Source organism: Flavobacterium difficile (assembly GCF_011392115.1).
GTDB classification, from domain to species: Bacteria; Bacteroidota; Bacteroidia; order Flavobacteriales; family Flavobacteriaceae; genus Flavobacterium; species Flavobacterium difficile.
Map to the genome: position 1 here is coordinate 236,246 of NZ_JAAJBT010000003.1, position 16,070 is coordinate 252,315.

Below are 16,070 nucleotides of genomic sequence, written 5' to 3' on the forward strand. Positions count from 1 at the left end.
ATGGACTTTTTAGATTTCTTTATTTTATTAGATCAAATTACTAATCCAATTAAGGCTATTAAAAGCTATTGGTTAAAATTAACTGATAAAAATGAGTATAAAGGAGAAAGGTTTGTCGCGTTTCTTTCTTTGATTCTATTGGTAGGTTTTTATTTTTTAATGGGTTATATTTTGTTTTTTATACTTCTAAAAAAATAAAATTTTCTACTTATTAAGTTGAGTTTGGTACATTGGCACATTGAAAATTGTCTAATTGCCATATTGATAGTGCCCAACAAGTGAATAACTAAACAAGCAATCTTCTAACACTTGTCCGCCACCTACATTGTGTACAATTAAATTTCTTTTTTCTCCCGAAGCGTCGGGATCCGATTTTAAATGAGTTACTATTCCGATGTGTGGTAATTTGTCATTAATCATCCAAGTGACAATATCTCCAGTTTTATAATCGTTGGCGTTTTGTGAAACAGGTAGTGTTTTTCCTTTTCTGGCAAAGAAAACTTCTAAGTTTGGCACTCTACGATGATCAATATTTTTATCTGTGGTTTTTAATCCCCATTTTTTTAAGTTGGGATATTTTGTAAAATTAGCCACCATATCTTCATGCACTTCTTTTTGTAAATCGATATTCAACTTTCTATAAGCACGAATAATTACATCAGTACAAACTCCAGTTTTAGCAGGAACGTCACCGTTTGGATATTTTAGTTTTACATAATCAGGTGTGTAAACCACATTTTTGTCAATAATGGAAAGGGCTGCATTTGATAATTTTTCTGCAAATGCATTCGGATTTTCAATTTGAGACATTTCTTGTTTTTCGGAAATTAAACGCTTGTTATCCGAAAGCGTCTCTTCTTTTTTACAAGAAGTGAAACTCAATAAAAAAGCTAAAATAAAAATGTAGTTCATAAAACAAAAGGTTTTAATAGTAACGCTATTTTTAAATTTTTAGTATAAAAAAAGGCCAATTCTTGAATTGGCCTTTTGCTGTTTTTAAAATTTTATCCTGCTATAAATTCATCAAATGTTTTCAATTTATATTCTGGATTTGTTTTTTTAGCTTTTTCTAAAATTTTAGACAAATGTGTTTTTTCTAATTTTTTAAATTCAGCTTCTGCTTTATTAAACAATTCCAATACCGATTCGATGTTCGCTTTTTGAGAAGGTGAAGGCGCGTCGTATTGGCCTGCAATTGAGGCATAAATGGCACCTAATTTTTCTCTTAATTGTTTTTCTGCAGAACCTACATAGTTATCACCTGTGGTAATTACCATAGTGTTTTTTAACTTATTTAATTCTGCATTTATTTTATTAGCAGTTTTTGCATAACTTTTGTCCTTTGAAACAATTTTTTCATTTAGTTGTATCATTTCATCTATTTCATAAACCATAAATGCTAAGTTTTGAACTTTATCAAAAAGCATTTTAGTTGTAGTTCTTTGCTCAGCTCTAGAAGCAGTTGAAATGGGACTTTTAGGATCGTTTATGACTTCAAATTCCTGAGTATATTTGTCTTTTCCTTTTGTTAAAACAGCTTTATATTTGCCAGCAGGAACAAGTGGAGTTGTAAATCCGCTGTAATCTAATGTTTTTCCAATGGCCACTTTCGGACCTTTTTCATTGAAATCCCATGTTACAATGTTAATTCCTTTTTGATTGCTTACGGGTAAACTCACAATTTTATTTCCATTCATATCCTGAATTTCCATATCCATTTTACCAAATGTATTTCTTTTCTTCAAGTAATATACAATTTGAGCAGATGTACTAGGGTTTGGACCCACAAATTCTAACTCAGAAGCAGTACTTCCAAATGAAGAATTTTCTACCTTTACAAAAGGTTTCGTTTTGAAGAAATGTACATCAGACGCAATCACTTCATTCGTAACTTGTCTTAAGATACTGATGTCGTCTAAAATGATAACACCTCTACCATGAGTAGCTAGTACTAAATCGTTAGTTTTTTTGTGTAAGTCTAAATGCATTACAGCTACTGCTGGCATATTGTTTTCAAATTTCGACCAGTTTTTACCACCATCAACAGTGATGTATAAACCTTTTTCAGTACCTAAAAACAATAAGTTTTCATTTACATAATCTTCCTGAATACAACGTGCAAAACCATCAATATCTTTAGTAACAATTGACGTCCAAGTTGCACCAAAATCTGTAGTTTTATATACATAAGTGTTCATGTCATTTTTAGTATGACCTTCAAAAACAGCGTACGCACTTCCTTTTGCAAAATTACTGGCTTCAATATGATAACACCAGGTGTTTTTTGGTAAACCAGCGATATTAGCAGTTACATTTTTCCAAGATTTTCCGCCATCTTGAGTAATTTGAATATTTCCATCATCGGCACCAGCCCAAATAATATCTTTACTTAGTGGTGATTCAGCTATTGTAAATAAAGTACAATGGTTTTCCGCTCCAGAATTATCTTTAGACAAACCACCCGAATTTTCTTGATTCATTTTTAGTTTGTCATTCGTAGTTAAATCTGGAGAAATAATTTTCCAACTAGCACCCATATCATCTGATACGTGTACGAACTGACTTCCAGCGTAAATTCTATCTGGATTATGTAAACCTGTAACAATTGGTGTATTCCAGTTAAAACGTAATTTGGCCATCCCTTTTTCTTGTAAAGGCTGAATGGTTTTTAATTCTTTCGTTTCCACATTATAACGCCAGATGTTTTCGGCACCTTGCATTTCACTGTAAATGATTTTTTTAGTTGGATGTTTTAAAACTCTAAAACCATCGCCATAACCTACGCTATTCCAGTCTCTTGCTTCAATACCGCCATCACTTTTACTTGGTCCGTACCAAGAACCATTGTCTTGTAAACCACCATAAATATTATACGGTTCTTCCGTGTCAAGCGTAATATGATAATATTGAGAAATAGGTAAATTTTTCACTATATCTAAAGTACTACCATTGTTCCAGCTTCTGTACATACCGCCATCGGTTCCTACATAAATACGATTGGTATCTATTGGATCTACAATGATATCGTGAATGTCAGAATGCATTGCACCTAAGTTTCTGAATGTTTTTCCACCATCACGAGAAATAGAACCGTTTAATCCACCTTTATAGATGATATCTGGATTTTTTGGATCGATAGTAATTCTAGAAAAGTAAAAAGGTCGAACTACTAAAGCGAAATCGTTATTTAAATGTTTCCAAGTTTTTCCAGCGTCTTCAGATTTATATAATCCTTTTTCATTTTCTTTTTCACATTCAATTACAGAAAATAAAATATTTGGATTGGATGGAGCGACTGCAATTGCAATTCTTCCTAATTGTCCTGAAGGAAAACCGTTGTGAATTTTATTCCAAGTTTTTCCACCATCTGTAGTTTTAAATAGGGCAGAAGAGTTACCACCAGAATTGAAAGACCAAGCCGTTCTTCTAAATTCCCAAAAACTCGCATACATGATATTCGGATTAGTTGGGTCGATTACTAAATCTGAACAACCTGTTTTGTTATCGATATAATGTATTTTGTTCCAAGTTTTTCCACCATCTTTTGAATTATAGATTCCTCTTTCTTCGCTGTCGCCCCAAAGTGCACCTAAAACACCAACCCAAATATTATTTGAGTCTCTAGGATCTACAATAATAGAGGAAATTCGGTCTGATTTTGGTAAACCCATATTGGTCCAGTTTAATCCGCCATCAGTAGATTTATAAATTCCATCTCCTACAGAAACACTGTTTCTTGTCCAAGTTTCTCCAGTTCCAGCCCAAATTACGTTATCTGGGTTATTCGGATCAAAGGCTATAGTACCAATGGATTGTATGTGTTTATCGAATACAGGAACGAAGGAAGCACCACCGTCAGAACTTTTCCAAATTCCACCACCAGCTGCTCCTAAAAATATGATTTGATTATTTTTTGGATGCATGGCTAAGTCGGTTACACGGCCACTCATTATAGCTGGTCCGATTTGACGTGCAGCTAAATCTCCGAAAAGCTCTTTTCCTTTTAAGGTAATTTCTTGTGCATTTGTAGTTAAGGCACTTAGAGTTAATAGGGAAAGTAATACTGACTTTTTCATGTTATTCCGTTTTCATTTCAAATTCTTTTGCATCAACAGTAGGATTGATAAGGATTTTTTTAACCGTCATAGCTTGTCCGCCTTGATTCATTGTGAAAGGGAAAAACAAGCCATCTACTTCTTGATAATCTCCCATTGTGCTGGTAGATATCTGACCTTTTGAAGGACCTTCTTTAATTTCAGCTTCTGTCATAATTGGCACATAGTTTTCTGTGTCAAAATAATAGAAAGTTACATTTTCTTCTTTTTTACCGGCAACAGTAATTGGATCTTTTGTTAATTTGATTTTAAAGCATTCTGTACCTTCTTTTGTTTCTTTACCAAGAAATTCCACTTTAAAACCTTTTTCTTTATAGTTTAAAAATGGATCTGGAAAATCTTTAATTTGACTTAACATGTTTTCAGTAGTTTCAGAATCTAATTTTTCTGCTTTCATAGTCATGAAGTTGGTACTCCATCCTGTTTTACCGTCAAATGCAATTTGTGTAATTTCTTTTCCTTGAAAGTTAATTTTTACATACATTTTTCCAGTTTTGTCGTTAAAAACTTCAACTGGAATTTCCATACCGTTGTAGTTTGTAACCATACTCATTTTAAAACTATTTACTTTTGATAGTTTTTCTTTTCCACCGATATTTTCGAAATATTTAGTAATAATTTCGTCGGCAGTTTGTGCAGTAGAAGTTAAACTTGTGAATAAAATTGCTGCAGATGCAATTAAGGTTTTTAGTGTTTTCATAATAGAATTTTTTAGTTTACTTATTAGTAGTGAGTGTTTTAAAAAAGTTACAAAATTTGGAGAATTAAATTAATACTATTATTTTAGCTTTTTAACTGCCAAAATAATTTTTATGTATACGCCAATTAATCTGTGGGCTGAAGACGATCGCCCGAGAGAAAAACTTCAACTAAAAGGTAAAAGTGCCTTATCTGATTCCGAATTATTAGCAATTTTAATTGGTTCCGGTTCTAGAAATGAAAGTGCCGTACAATTATGTCAGCGAATTTTAGCCACAACAAATCAAAATCTTAATCAACTTAGTAAGTTGTCTATGAGTCAATTGATGCAATTTAAAGGAATTGGAGAAGCTAAGGCCATTTCAATTATTGCTGCTTTAGAACTTGGTAGACGAAGAAGAATTGAAGATGCCACGGAGTTGTCTCAAATTTCCTCAAGTAAAAATGTCTTTCAAATCATGCAGCCTATTATTGGTGAATTACCACATGAAGAATTTTGGGTATTGTTTTTAAATAATTCTAACAAAGTAATACACAAAACACAAATTAGTAAGGGTGGCATTACCGGAACAGTTGTAGATACTAGAATGGTTTTTAAAGTAGCTTGTGAACACTATGCAACTTCTATCATTTTATGTCACAATCATCCTTCTGGAAAACTCCAAGCTAGTGTGGCTGATATTTCATTAACCAAAAAAATTAAAATCGCTGGAGATACTTTAGATATATTGGTTTTAGATCATGTAATTGTAACAGAGTTTGGCTTTTTTAGTTTTAAAGACGAAGGAATTTTTTAATTACTACTCATTTTAAAGATTTAAATGTTTTATCAGATAATAAAGTAATGTTTCAAGCACTAATCAATTTTACAAGTTTTTAAAAAACAGTGAAATTAACCACTTTAATTACTGTAGGAAAAAATCTGTATGCCTATTTAGCAATTAATTAAGAATAGAAAACCTATTTTTGCAAAATAAACTAGAATAACAGACAATGAACGAATTATATCAATTTACAAAACAAGATTTAGATTTAGTATCAGAAATAAAAAAACATCAAAACATCACTTCAATCTATTATCATTTTTGGATCAATTTGGTAAATCCTGAAGAAAAATTTGTTTTTGTAGATACTATCGAAATTCTTTTTGATAAAACTACAACTTATTTTTTTAAAATTAACGAAGACGATACGGGTTATTTTATATCTACATCCTATAATTTTGAAGCAGAACAAAAAGCATTAGCTGAAAAATTTCAAGACGTACTTTCTTTAAAAAGAGTTGATGTAAGTCAAGCTACCATTTGGAAAGACAAAATCATCACGCCATTATTATCTGTAGATACTGTAGTTGATTATGAAAATAGAAACGAAAATTTTATTCACTTCGATTTTATTGATGGGTCTTTGGCCATTTATTATAATGAAGAAAAAGGTTTGTTTGTAGAATATTATGAAGAATAATTAAACATTACACTTTTTACAAATACCGTTTAGTAATATTTGAGTTTCTTTAACTTGGTACTCATTCGAAATTTCAATTTTCGGAATTACATTTTCTATACAAGTAGTTTCTTTACAAACTAAACAATTAAAATGAACATGTTCGTGGTTGTGATTGTGGTGTTTGTTTTCTTCTTCTAAAACAGATGTTTTATGGTCGCACTCTGAACATAAAGCATATTGAATCACTCCGTCGAAATTAGCAATTTTGTGCAATTTTCCCTCTAAAACCAATCGGTCGAGTGCTCTGTAAATGGTTACTCGATCAATTGTATTCTCAAAAAAGTCTTGAAAATCTTTATGGCTTAGTGCCGATTTTCGTGAGATTAAGACATTTAAAATTTCAGTTTTCGTGGTTGAGGTTCTTTCTCTTTTTATTTTTTTTTCCATTTTTTAATATTTTAACAACAACATTGTTGCGCTTAAATATAAATTACTATATTTGCAACACAATTGCGTTTAATGGTAAAGATATGAAAAAACAAACAATAGCAACATTGGATTATTTAGGAATTTCAAGCGCCTCAATTTGTTTGGTGCATTGCTTGTTGTTTCCACTTTTACCATTTATTCCAATAGGCATTAGTCATAATCACTATATCGATTTGTTTTTTGCATTACTTGGGTTATTTGTAGTGGTAAAAATACTAAAAACAAATACAAAATGGTATATAAAAATTATTTTGACGGTTTCAATGGTAATTATTTTTTGTAGTGTGTTTTTTACGCTATTATTTCATCAACATACTTCTCTCCTATATTTTGGTGGAATGGGAATGATCGTGGGGCATGTTTTGAATTTTAAAAATCAAAGACACTAAATTTCTTTTGACTCATAAGATTATGATACAATCTGATAATAATGAAAAATATTTTTTTTTGATACTCACATGTTGATGTAAATAGAAAATTTCCTTTTTTTCAATCTTTTGCGGAGTGTTTAGTTAATTAGTTATAAATTTTCCTCCGCAGAAGCGAAAAAAAAGTTAATATTTTCTTCTTCTGTTACTTTCTTCTTATATTGCGTAGCAAAATAAAACACTAATGATAAGTACCAAAAACATTACGTTTTCTTACAACCAAGAGCAATCTTTTATTTTTCCTGATTTGTTTTGTCAGGCCGGAAATACGATTTTGGTTACCGGAAATTCTGGAAAGGGAAAAACTACTTATTTACACATTTTAGCTGGATTATTACAACCAAATTCTGGAGAAATTGTAATTGATAATAAAGATATCACACATTTAAAAGGTAGCAAATCCGATAAATTTAGAGGTAAAAATATCGGAGTAGTTTTTCAGAAATCGCATTTTATTGCGTCGCTTTCTGTTTTGGAAAATTTAGAAATGGCTAGTTGGTTAGCTACTGGAAAAAAGCATAAAGCTAGAGCCAAAGAATTACTACAAAAATTAGACATTGCAGAACAAGCACACAAACTCCCGAGTCAATTAAGTGTTGGACAGCAACAGCGTGTTTCTATTGCTAGAGCTTTGATGAATGAGCCTAAAGTGTTATTGGCAGATGAACCAACTTCAAGTTTAGACGATAAAAATGCTGATAATGTCATTGAACTTTTAGAAACTTTATCTAAAGAATACAAAACGGCTTTAATTATTGTTACACATGACAGTCGCATTAAAGAAAAATTCACCAATCAAATTACAATGGTATGATCGGAAAGTTAGCATGGAAAAATATTTGGTTTAAACCTCTCAATACGATTTTAAGTATTTTGTTATTAACGGCTTCAGTGGCTATAATAACCGTTTTGATATTAGTTGAAAAACAATTCGAAGAAAAATACCAAAGCAATTTAGATGGTGTCGATTTGGTTTTAGGTGCACAAGGAAGTCCATTGCAATTGGTGTTGTCTTCTGTATATCAAGTAGATGATCCAACAGGAAATATTAGTTACGATTCGGTAAAGGTTTGGATGAAACATCCGTATGTAAAAAAAGCCATTCCTTTAGCTTATGGTGATAATTATGTTGGATTTAAAATTGTTGGTACAACGCCAGATTACATTGATAAATACCAAGCAAAAATTGCTGAAGGAAAAGTATTTGAGCACAATTTTGAAGTAGTTGTTGGAGCGGATGTTGCTGAAAAATTAAATTTAAAATTAGGTGATACTTTTAAAGGTACTCACGGAAGTGCTGCTGAAGGAGAAGTGCACGAACACGGCGAATATGTAATTGTAGGTATTGCTTCCAAAACAGGAAAAGTAATAGATAATTTAATTTTATCTAACATACCAACCGTTTGGCAAATGCATCATGAAGAAGGCCATGAAGCAGAACATCATGAAGTAGCCGAAAATCCTCCGCATGGAGAACCAGGTCATGTGCATCATGAGGAAGAAGAAATGACAGAAAATCCAGCGCATGGAGAACCTGGTCATGTGCATCATGAGGAAGAAGAAGTAACTGAAAATCCAGCTCACGGAGAAGAAGGTCACGTTCATGAGGAACATGAATCGGATATGACTATAGAGGAACCAAACATGGAAATCACTTCTGTTTTAATTGAATTTAAAAATAAAATGGGAATTTTTGTTTGGCCCAATTTAATCGCTCAAAATACTAAAATGCAAGCGGCGCTTCCAACCTATCAAATGAACAGATTGTTCGATATGTTTGGAGTAGGATTGAATGCATTAAAATATTTAGCTTTCGGAATCATGTTAATTTCAGGAATTTCTATTTTCATTGCTTTGTTCAATACTTTAAAAGAGAGAAAAGCAGAATTTGCCTTAATGCGTGTGAACGGAGCCAAAAGACATCAATTACTTTTAGTGGTTTTATATGAAAGTATATTGCTTTGTGTAGTAGGTTATCTGTTTGGCACCATTTTGGGTAGAGTAGGAATAGTTTTGTTGTCAAAAGCTTCAGAATCAGATTTTAAATTAGGATTTAATCCCATGGAAATCATTTGGGAAAAAGAAGGGCTTTTATTCGGTTTAACATTGTTAGTCGGATTAATTGCGGCAGGTATTCCGGCCATAAAAGCCTATACATTAAATATTTCAAAAACATTAGCAAATGCGTAATTCAGTAAAAATTATTATGGCCTTATTTATAGGCGTTTTCTTATTTAGTTTTCAAAATCAAAGTGAAGTAACTTCTCTAAAAGTATCTAAGAAATATGTGGCAGCTGACACTTTAACTTGGAAAATGTTAGGAGAAATTAAATACATGAAGAAAAAACACGCTTCTTATGGCGAAGTTGATTTTCCAATCATAAATACAAAATTGAAAAAATTAGCAAAGAAAACTATTGTAATGAGTGGTTTTATTGTGCCGATTGATAATAAAAATTATGCATTAAGCAAAAATGTATTCGCTTCTTGTTTTTTCTGTGGAAAGTCAGGACCAGAAACCATTATGGGAATTAAATTTAAAGGCGCGACTCCAAAATTGAAAACAGATACTTATTTAACCATTAAAGGAACGTTTCGTCCAAATGAAAATGATGTAGAAGATTGGATTTATAATTGCGATAACGCCGAAATTGTAAAAGGGAATTAAGTTTTGAAGGAAATTAAACATGTTTTTTTTGATTTAGATCATACGCTTTGGGATTTTGAGAAAAATTCTGCCTTAGCTTTTGAAAAAATATTTGAAGAATTAAATTTTAACATTGATTCTAAAAAATTCATGGACATTTATAATCCTATAAATGTGGCTTATTGGAAGTTGTATGAAAGAAACGAAATTGATCAAGAAACCTTACGAATTAATCGAGTAAAAGATGCATTTGAGGCTATTGGGTTAACTATTACCTTAGATGAAATCCATACAATTTCAGATTTATTTATTGCTTATTTGACATCCAATAATCATTTAATTGATGGAACAATTGATTTGTTAGAGTATTTAAAAGAAAAATATACTTTGCACATTATTACTAACGGATTTTCATCTGTTCAAGAAGTGAAGTTGCAAAAAAGCAATTTAGATAAGTATTTTGTAACTATCACTGATTCTGAAGCAGCGGGAAATAAAAAGCCACATGAAACTATTTTTCAGCATGCTTTAACGGTTGCAAATGCCTCAAAAGCTGAAAGTATAATGGTTGGAGATAGTATAGAAGCAGATGTTTTAGGGGCAATTAACTTCGGTATAACGGCGGTTTATTTCAATCCATCAAACGAAAAAGTTCCAAATGATCAAATTATTCAAATTCAAAAATTAATACAATTAAAAAATATATTATAATGAAAAAATTTACCCTACTTTTTATTTGTTTGTTATCTATTCAAGCATTTTCTCAAAAGCCAGTTATTCTTATTTCTAATAAATATGAATTTCAAAAAAAGCCAAATACGTATAACATCAATAATATGTTAAAAGCTGTTTTGGTTTCTAATAATTATGAGGTTTATTTTGATGATGAACCTCTTCCAGCCGAAGTAGCTAACAACAGATGCGATGTTTTAACAGGTGTTTTGTTAGATAAAAGCAACATGTTTATGACCAAAATAAAACTTCAAATTAAAGATTGTCAGAACATGATACTTTTTGAAACGGATGAGGTTAAAAGCAAAGACAAAGATATTCAAGCTGGTTTTATAGAAACCATTCGGTTGTTGAGTCCAGAGTTGAAAAAATTCAAGCCTAGTATTAAAAAACAAGATGTTGTAACAATTGCTAAAGATGAAACGGTATCTACTTCGCAAAAATACCAACTTGTAGAAGTTACTAACGGATATGTTTTAATGGACGCTTCTTTAAAAGCCAAATTACAAATTTATAAAACTACAAATCCAACTGTTTTTATTGCAGATAAATTTGGTGTTAAAGGAGTTTTTACGAAATTACCAAACAAAGGAATTTTCGAATACTATATGAATGATACATTGGTTGTAGAAGAATTTTTGTTTTAAAAATTAAAGATTCCAAATACCATATTTTGCTAGATATTTAGAAAATTTACTGTGTAATCTTTTCAATTTTAGTGTTTTTAATCACCTTTTTATTTTGTACCAAATAGCTAGAAGAAGTTTTTGTGTAAATCCCAAAAGTGGTATTTATATTTTACAAACTACAGAGTCTGGCACGAACGGACTTGCATCGCCACCATTTCTTAATACATCACGAACTATACTTGATGAAATATAAGAGGTGTTAGCAGCTGTTAATAAAAATACAGTTTCTATTTTAGATAATCTTCTGTTGGTGTGCGCAATAGCTTTTTCAAATTCGAAATCGGCTGGATTACGCAAGCCACGCAAAATAAATTGTGCTTTTTCTTTTTTGCACAAATCGATTGTTAACCCTGTATAAGTTATTACTCGAACTTTTGGTTCGTCTTTAAAAGTATCTTCGATAAAGCGTTTTCTGTCTTCTAAAGTAAACATGTATTTTTTTTCAGCATTTACGCCAATCGCAACAATTACTTCATCGAATAATGAAATCCCGCGTTTAATAATATCGAAATGTCCGTTTGTAATAGGATCAAACGAACCAGGGAATATGGCTTTTCTCATAATAAATATTCTAAAATATTGGATTCCTTTGGAATTTTATATGTTTTATTTTTACTGTTTTCTGAAATTTATTTTTTCCAAATGGGTTTTCTTTCCAATGCTAATTTAATCTCATTGTCTAACAAGTCTGAGAAATTCAAATTAGCAAAAGCCGCTTGTTGTGGAAAAATACTTTGTGGACTTAATCCCGGATTCGTATTAATCTCTATAAAGTGCGGAATATCGTTCATTACAATAAAATCGATACGAGAAAATCCTTGCATGCCTAATGCTTCATATATTTTGGCGGTTACTTCAAAAACTTTCTTTTCTACTTCATGTGATAATCGAGCCGGAGTAATCTCATTCGATTTTCCTAAATATTTGGCTTCGTAATCGAAGAAATCATTTTCTGAAATAATTTCTGTGGTTCCTAAAACTTTTGTAATTCCGTTTAATTTCATCACACCAACAGAAATTTCAATTCCTTTTAACTGCGATTCTATTAATATGTCTTTATCTTCTGCAAAAGCAAATTCTAAAGCTTTATTTAATTCTGTTAAATTTTTCACCATAGAAACGCCTAAACTACTTCCGGATTGGTTTGGTTTTACGAAAAATGGAAAACCTAAAGTAGCTGCAATTTTTTCACCATCAATTTCTTGCCCTTTGGATAAATAAATAGATTTTGCTTTTGGAATATCAAATTTCCCTAAAACGGATAGTGTATCTCGTTTGCTAAAAGTTAAGGCACTTTGGTAAAAACTACAACCTGTGTAAGGTAAATCTATTAATTCCCAGTACGATTGCATGTGGCCATCTTCACCTGGAGTTCCGTGAATGGTATTAACCGCAACATCAAATTTTATAGTTGTTCCATTGTTTTCAAATGAAAAATCGGCTCTATTTATGGGTAATTTTCTATCGTCTATTTTCACATACCAACCTTCGTTTAAGATGTGAACTTCAAAAACTTGGTATTTATCTTTGTTTAAGTTGTTTAAAATAAGTTGTCCGCTTCTTAAAGAAATTACGGATTCGTCTGAATATCCGCCCATTACAACTGCTACGTTCATAAAAAATATTTGTTTCGGTTTTATACAAAATTATCATAAAATGTTTTACTTTTCTTATATTTGCCAAAATATATTTCAATGAGTTTAAGAAAGTTTTTAATGAGTTTTACATTTTTCAAAAATTTATTTTTTGCATTAGTGATAGTTGTGGTGTTTTTAGTAGCTTTTGTGAAGTTTTTAGACTTCAGTACTAACCATGGCGAAGAAATTACTGTTGCTAATTTATCTAAAATGAAATTAGAAGTAGCAGAAGAAAAATTAGATGAAGAAGGATTAGAAGTTTTTTTATTAGACACTGTCGACTTTCGTCCAGAATTTCCTCCTTATTCTATTGTAGAACAAGATCCAATTGCTGGTTCTAAAGTGAAAGATGGAAGGAAAATTTATGTAAAATTAAATGCTGGAGGCTATGCAATGGTTACTTTTCCAGATTTAAAAAATAAAACATTTCGTCAGGCTACAAATGCTTTAAGAGCACTTGGACTTGTTGAAGGCGAACTGAAATATGTACCCGATTTAGCAAAAGATGTAGTTTTAGAAGTTTCTTGTAATGGTAAACCTGTTAAAGCAGGTGATAAACTAATGAAAAATTCTAAAATCGATTTTGTTTTAGGTGATGGAAAAGATGTGTTTAAGGATGAAGATTTGGATTCTATCCCTAATGAAGAACTTGATACGATAGAATAATGCAAGAATTTATAGATGAAAACGATACAGCTGACGGTGATTTATATGAACACCATCGGTTCGAAATAGCCAAAGGTCAACAACCTGTTCGAATTGATAAGTTTTTGATGAATTCCATCGAGAATACCACAAGAAGTAAAATTCAAAAAGCTGCAGATTCAGGAAATATTTTCGTAAATGGTACTTCTGTAAAATCAAATTATAAGGTAAAACCAGACGATGTAATACGTGTCATGTTAGAACATCCGCCTTATGAACATTTATTAAAAGGTGAAAATATTCCCATAGATATTGTTTACGAAGATGAACAAGTTATTGTAGTAAATAAACCTGCTGGAATGGTTGTACATCCTGGTCATGGAAATTATTCAGGAACATTAGTAAATGCTTTGGCCTATCATTTTGATAATTTGCCAATGAATAGTAGTGAAAGACCTGGTTTGGTGCATCGAATTGATAAAGATACATCTGGACTTTTAGTTGTAGCTAAAACTGAGGAAGCGATGTTGCATTTGACCAAACAATTTGCTGCAAAAACATCTGAACGCGAATACTTCGCAATTGTGTGGGGAAATATTGAAGATGATGAAGGTACAATCGAAGGAAATATTGATCGTCATCCCATAAATAGAATGCAAATGCATGTTTTTCCTGATGGTGAACAAGGCAAACCGGCTATTACACATTTTAAAGTTGTTGAACGTTTTGGTTATGTCACTGTGGTTTCTTGCCAATTAGAAACGGGAAGAACGCATCAAATACGTGTGCACATGAAATACATCGGCCACACATTATTTAATGATGAACGTTACGGTGGTGATAAAATTTTAAAAGGAACTACTTTTACCAAATACAAGCAATTTATTGATAATTGCTTTAAGACTTTACCAAGGCAAGCCCTTCACGCTAGAACTTTAGGTTTTGAACATCCAACTTCAGGAGAATTTTTAAGATTTACGAGTGAAATTCCTGTGGAAATTACTTCTTGCATTGAGAAATGGAGAAATTATAGTAAAGCAGTTCAGTTAAATGAGGAAGATTAATCTCAAAAACATCTTATTTTTTATGTTATATAACGTTAGAAGTATGAAAAAGTAATTTTGTTCTAACTTGTAACTTCTAACTTGTAACTTCTAACTTTAACTAATATCCGTATTTGTTTTTCCATCGGTTTTTTAAAAACTGTCGAATTTCTTTTTCTCTAGCATTTTCACCGGGTTCAAAAAAAGTAGTTTCAGAAATTTCTGTTGGTAAAAACTCTTGTTCTGCAAAATTGTTAGCAAAATCGTGAGCATATTTGTATTCTTCTCCGTAACCTAACTCTTTCATTAATTTAGTTGGAGCATTTCTTAAATGCATCGGAATAGACAAATCGCCAGTTTGTTTTACCACTTGTTGTGCTTTCCCAATTGCCATATAACTTGCATTACTTTTTGCTGAAGTTGCTAAGTAAATGGCACATTGACTCAAAATAATTCTACTTTCCGGATATCCAATTGTACTCACCGCTTGAAACACATTGTTTGCCATGATAAAAGCAGTTGGATTGGCATTTCCAATATCTTCACTTGATAAAATTAGCATTCTTCTTGCGATAAATTTTACATCTTCGCCACCTTCAATCATTCTAGCTAACCAATAAACGGCACCATTAGGGTCACTTCCACGAATAGATTTTATAAAAGCGGAAACAATATCGTAATGTTGTTCACCCGTTTTGTCATATAAAACCGTATTTTTCTGTACCAACTGCATGACTTTTTCATTGGTAATTTCTATCGCATTACTTTCAGTAGCATTGATGACTAATTCGAAAACATTTAGTAGTTTTCTTCCGTCGCCACCAGAAAGTCGAAGGAGAGCTTCTGTTTCTTTTAAATTGATTTTTTTACTTTTCAGATATTCATCTGTTACAATTGCTCGATGTAAAATGTTTTCTAAATCTTCTTTAGAAAAAGCGTTCAACACATAAACCTGACATCTTGACAAAAGTGCTGGAATCACTTCAAAACTCGGATTTTCTGTTGTAGCGCCAATTAGTGTTACCCAACCTTTTTCTACAGCCGCTAACAACGAATCTTGTTGCGATTTACTAAAACGATGAATTTCATCTATAAATAAAATTGGGTTTTTTGCAGTAAATAATCCGCCACTTTGTTTGGCTTTTTCTATGACTTCTCTAATGTCTTTCACACCGGAATTAATCGCACTTAACTCATAAAACGGCCTTTTGCTTTCTTGTGCCATAATTTGAGCTAAGGTTGTTTTACCTGTACCTGGTGGTCCCCATAAAATTAAACTTGGAATTATTCCTTTGGCTATTTGTTGAGTCAATGAGCCGTTATCGCCAACCAAATGCGATTGACTGATGTATTCCGATAAGTTTTTCGGGCGAATTCTTTCTGCTAATGGTATTGTCATAAAGCAAATTTAAACAATGAATTCTGTTATCACAATCTTTTTTAATTTAATATGATATGCCAAAATTTCATATCTTTTACTTTGGCTTCATTTTTGACTTT

17 protein-coding genes are annotated in these 16,070 nt (G+C 31.6%); 10 read left to right on the plus strand and 7 right to left on the minus strand.

All coding sequences use genetic code 11. The features are described 5' to 3' along the window. Positions 1-249: 249 nt before the first annotated feature. From G4D72_RS07170 to G4D72_RS07180, 3 genes are all read right to left on the minus strand, one after another. Positions 250-912 carry a DUF1287 domain-containing protein gene (locus tag G4D72_RS07170; RefSeq protein ID WP_166076972.1) on the minus strand — a complete coding sequence of 221 codons (663 nt, stop codon included), beginning with the start codon at positions 910-912 and terminating at the stop codon, positions 250-252. 92 nt (positions 913-1,004) lie between these two features. Beyond that, positions 1,005-4,076, minus strand: a complete 3,072-nt coding sequence (locus tag G4D72_RS07175; RefSeq protein WP_166076973.1) for a WD40/YVTN/BNR-like repeat-containing protein — start codon at positions 4,074-4,076, stop codon at positions 1,005-1,007. Between the two features lies 1 nt (position 4,077). Beyond that, positions 4,078-4,815, minus strand: a complete 738-nt coding sequence (locus G4D72_RS07180; protein WP_166076974.1) for an outer membrane lipoprotein-sorting protein — start codon at positions 4,813-4,815, stop codon at positions 4,078-4,080. A 112-nt stretch (positions 4,816-4,927) separates the two neighbouring features. On the opposite strand from G4D72_RS07180, the gene radC reads away from it, so the two are divergent. Together radC and G4D72_RS07190 are read left to right on the plus strand one after the other, a co-directional pair. After that, entirely contained in the window at positions 4,928-5,611 is a 684-nt protein-coding gene (gene radC, locus G4D72_RS07185; RefSeq protein ID WP_166076975.1) for a RadC family protein, read from the plus strand. Between the two features lie 196 nt (positions 5,612-5,807). Beyond that, the gene (locus G4D72_RS07190; RefSeq protein ID WP_166076976.1) at positions 5,808-6,278 is read left to right on the plus strand and encodes a hypothetical protein; all 471 of its coding nucleotides are present in this window, start codon (positions 5,808-5,810) and stop codon (positions 6,276-6,278) included. Here the strand turns inward: G4D72_RS07190 and G4D72_RS07195 are convergent, their stop codons facing one another. Then, positions 6,279-6,707: a Fur family transcriptional regulator gene (locus tag G4D72_RS07195; RefSeq protein WP_166076977.1), complete on the minus strand. Its 429-nt coding sequence runs from the start codon at positions 6,705-6,707 to the stop codon at positions 6,279-6,281. Positions 6,708-6,790: 83 nt separating this feature from the next. Here G4D72_RS07195 and G4D72_RS07200 point away from each other — a divergent pair, with 83 nt between their 5' ends. From G4D72_RS07200 to G4D72_RS07225, 6 genes are all read left to right on the plus strand, one after another. Further along, positions 6,791-7,138: a MerC domain-containing protein gene (locus tag G4D72_RS07200; protein WP_166076978.1), complete on the plus strand. Its 348-nt coding sequence runs from the start codon at positions 6,791-6,793 to the stop codon at positions 7,136-7,138. Positions 7,139-7,361: 223 nt separating this feature from the next. Continuing rightward, positions 7,362-7,991: an ABC transporter ATP-binding protein gene (locus G4D72_RS07205; protein WP_166076979.1), complete on the plus strand. Its 630-nt coding sequence runs from the start codon at positions 7,362-7,364 to the stop codon at positions 7,989-7,991. Further along, on the plus strand, positions 7,988-9,367 hold the full coding sequence (locus tag G4D72_RS07210; protein ID WP_166076980.1) for an ABC transporter permease: 1,380 nt from the start codon (positions 7,988-7,990) through the stop codon (positions 9,365-9,367). The genes G4D72_RS07205 and G4D72_RS07210 overlap by 4 nt, the downstream gene beginning before the upstream one ends. Then, entirely contained in the window at positions 9,360-9,845 is a 486-nt protein-coding gene (locus G4D72_RS07215) for a hypothetical protein (protein WP_166076981.1), read from the plus strand. Before G4D72_RS07210 ends, G4D72_RS07215 begins: the two co-directional genes overlap by 8 nt. Before the next feature lie 3 nt (positions 9,846-9,848). Continuing rightward, on the plus strand, positions 9,849-10,535 hold the full coding sequence (locus G4D72_RS07220) for a YjjG family noncanonical pyrimidine nucleotidase (protein ID WP_166076982.1): 687 nt from the start codon (positions 9,849-9,851) through the stop codon (positions 10,533-10,535). After that, complete coding sequence (locus G4D72_RS07225) at positions 10,535-11,203, plus strand: hypothetical protein (RefSeq protein WP_166076983.1); 669 nt, start codon at positions 10,535-10,537, stop codon at positions 11,201-11,203. The genes G4D72_RS07220 and G4D72_RS07225 overlap by 1 nt, the downstream gene beginning before the upstream one ends. A 144-nt stretch (positions 11,204-11,347) precedes the next feature. On the opposite strand, the gene coaD is transcribed toward G4D72_RS07225, so the two are convergent. Next, on the minus strand, positions 11,348-11,806 hold the full coding sequence (coaD, locus tag G4D72_RS07230; RefSeq protein WP_166076985.1) for a pantetheine-phosphate adenylyltransferase: 459 nt from the start codon (positions 11,804-11,806) through the stop codon (positions 11,348-11,350). A 68-nt stretch (positions 11,807-11,874) separates the two neighbouring features. Beyond that, a complete protein-coding gene (locus G4D72_RS07235; protein WP_207784880.1) occupies positions 11,875-12,861 on the minus strand; it encodes a D-alanine--D-alanine ligase in 987 nt (328 codons plus the stop codon). 78 nt (positions 12,862-12,939) lie between these two features. Between G4D72_RS07235 and G4D72_RS07240 the strand changes: the two genes are divergently transcribed. Further along, positions 12,940-13,548 carry a PASTA domain-containing protein gene (locus G4D72_RS07240; RefSeq protein WP_166076986.1) on the plus strand — a complete coding sequence of 203 codons (609 nt, stop codon included), beginning with the start codon at positions 12,940-12,942 and terminating at the stop codon, positions 13,546-13,548. Further along, a complete protein-coding gene (locus G4D72_RS07245) occupies positions 13,548-14,591 on the plus strand; it encodes an RluA family pseudouridine synthase (protein WP_166076987.1) in 1,044 nt (347 codons plus the stop codon). Before G4D72_RS07240 ends, G4D72_RS07245 begins: the two co-directional genes overlap by 1 nt. Positions 14,592-14,691: 100 nt before the next feature. On the opposite strand, the gene G4D72_RS07250 is transcribed toward G4D72_RS07245, so the two are convergent. After that, a complete protein-coding gene (locus tag G4D72_RS07250) occupies positions 14,692-15,969 on the minus strand; it encodes a replication-associated recombination protein A (RefSeq protein ID WP_166076988.1) in 1,278 nt (425 codons plus the stop codon). Positions 15,970-16,070 lie beyond the last annotated feature (101 nt).

Excerpts from the sequence above, each read along its gene's own strand:
- G4D72_RS07250 (WP_166076988.1), bottom strand. The coding sequence starts at position 15,969 with ATGACAATACCATTAGCAGAAAGAATTCGCCCGAAAAACTTATCGGAA.
- G4D72_RS07170 (WP_166076972.1), bottom strand. The coding sequence starts at position 912 with ATGAACTACATTTTTATTTTAGCTTTTTTATTGAGTTTCACTTCTTGT.
- G4D72_RS07205 (WP_166076979.1), top strand. The coding sequence starts at position 7,362 with ATGATAAGTACCAAAAACATTACGTTTTCTTACAACCAAGAGCAATCT.
- G4D72_RS07235 (WP_207784880.1), bottom strand. The coding sequence starts at position 12,861 with ATGAACGTAGCAGTTGTAATGGGCGGATATTCAGACGAATCCGTAATT.
- G4D72_RS07240 (WP_166076986.1), top strand. The coding sequence starts at position 12,940 with ATGAGTTTAAGAAAGTTTTTAATGAGTTTTACATTTTTCAAAAATTTA.
- G4D72_RS07180 (WP_166076974.1), bottom strand. The coding sequence starts at position 4,815 with ATGAAAACACTAAAAACCTTAATTGCATCTGCAGCAATTTTATTCACA.
- G4D72_RS07225 (WP_166076983.1), top strand. The coding sequence starts at position 10,535 with ATGAAAAAATTTACCCTACTTTTTATTTGTTTGTTATCTATTCAAGCA.
- G4D72_RS07175 (WP_166076973.1), bottom strand. The coding sequence starts at position 4,076 with ATGAAAAAGTCAGTATTACTTTCCCTATTAACTCTAAGTGCCTTAACT.
- coaD (WP_166076985.1), bottom strand. The coding sequence starts at position 11,806 with ATGAGAAAAGCCATATTCCCTGGTTCGTTTGATCCTATTACAAACGGA.
- G4D72_RS07190 (WP_166076976.1), top strand. The coding sequence starts at position 5,808 with ATGAACGAATTATATCAATTTACAAAACAAGATTTAGATTTAGTATCA.
- G4D72_RS07215 (WP_166076981.1), top strand. The coding sequence starts at position 9,360 with ATGCGTAATTCAGTAAAAATTATTATGGCCTTATTTATAGGCGTTTTC.
- radC (WP_166076975.1), top strand. The coding sequence starts at position 4,928 with ATGTATACGCCAATTAATCTGTGGGCTGAAGACGATCGCCCGAGAGAA.
- G4D72_RS07195 (WP_166076977.1), bottom strand. The coding sequence starts at position 6,707 with ATGGAAAAAAAAATAAAAAGAGAAAGAACCTCAACCACGAAAACTGAA.
- G4D72_RS07210 (WP_166076980.1), top strand. The coding sequence starts at position 7,988 with ATGATCGGAAAGTTAGCATGGAAAAATATTTGGTTTAAACCTCTCAAT.
- G4D72_RS07245 (WP_166076987.1), top strand. The coding sequence starts at position 13,548 with ATGCAAGAATTTATAGATGAAAACGATACAGCTGACGGTGATTTATAT.
- G4D72_RS07200 (WP_166076978.1), top strand. The coding sequence starts at position 6,791 with ATGAAAAAACAAACAATAGCAACATTGGATTATTTAGGAATTTCAAGC.